The 1,129-nt window shown below is 45.0% G+C and carries 1 protein-coding gene; it reads right to left on the bottom strand.

What is annotated here, in order from left to right; all coding sequences use genetic code 11:
* Positions 1–38: 38 nt before the first annotated feature.
* Positions 39–1,126 (bottom strand): IS3 family transposase gene (locus QL982_RS14420; protein ID WP_290190447.1). Its coding sequence is split into 2 segments (ribosomal slippage): positions 39–874 and positions 874–1,126, totalling 1,089 coding nucleotides; the frame shifts between segments, so codons are not numbered across the junction.
* Positions 1,127–1,129: the final 3 nt, after the last annotated feature.

Below are 1,129 nucleotides of genomic sequence, written 5' to 3'. Positions count from 1 at the left end.
GGTAACCCTCCCAAACTTAAGACACCTAATAAATAGAATTAAGCTGCCTGATTGAGTTTCTGTATCGGTGTAAAACCGCCATTGCCCATGTTTGGGCGCTTATGATTATAATGGTATAACCAGTTTTCTGCTTGTGCGCGTACCTGCTCTAGATTATCAAACAGCTCCTGATTTAACCAATCATATCTCATGGTTCTGTTAAAGCGCTCTACATACGCATTTTGCTGTGGACTGCCAGGTTCAATATAGCTTAAGATGATACCTTGCTGCTCAGCCCAGTCTTTGAGCGCATTGCTGATGTATTCAGGGCCGTTATCGCATCTTATCTGCACAGGTTTGCCTCGGTACTCAATAAGCTGATTAAGACTGCGTATGACCCTTTGCGCCGGTAGCGAGAAGTCGACTTCAACGGTGAGTGCCTCACGGTTGTAATCATCAATGACATTGAACAGTCTAAAGCCGCGGCCATCAGTTAAGCTGTCGTGCATAAAGTCCATGCTCCAGCTTTGGTTAATCCTATCAGGTACTGCTAATGGTATTGGTTTAGCACGTTTAATGCGACGCTTAGGCTTGATTCTAAGGTTGAGTTCAAGCTCGCAGTAGATGCGATATACCCGCTTATGGTTGTACGGCAGTCCTAGCACATTACGCAAGGTTAAAAAGCACAAGCCAAAGCCCCAGTTCTTGTTCTCATCAGTCAGTTTGATAAGTAAGTCCGCTATTTGCTGGTTCTCATCTGTTACCACCGACTTGTGATAATAACAGGTGACGCTGATGTTAAAGATGCTACAAGCCCTGCGGATACCAATACCACGATCTTCAATGTAGTGACAAACCAACGCTTTGCGCCTGAGTGGCGCTACCACTTTTTTGACATAGCATCCTGTAGGATGTCGGATTTAAGACATTCATCAGCGTACATCTTCTTTAAGCGGGCATTTTCAACTTCAAGCTCTTTAAGACGGCTGATAAGTGTGGCGTCCATACCACCATATTTAGATCGCCAGTTGTAGAAGGTGCTTTGGCTGATGTTATGCTCACGGCAGAGCTCGGTAATAGGGACGCCTTGTTCGGCTTGTTTTAGGATGTTGACGATTTGGTTGTCGCTAAAGCGTGTCTTTTTCATAGG

The sequence above is a fragment of the Psychrobacter sp. 5A.1 genome, assembly GCF_030407455.1.
Lineage (GTDB): Bacteria > Pseudomonadota > Gammaproteobacteria > Pseudomonadales > Moraxellaceae > Psychrobacter.
The sequence above is the reverse complement of the archived record's forward strand: the minus strand, read 5'-3'. Positions and strand labels throughout refer to the sequence as shown.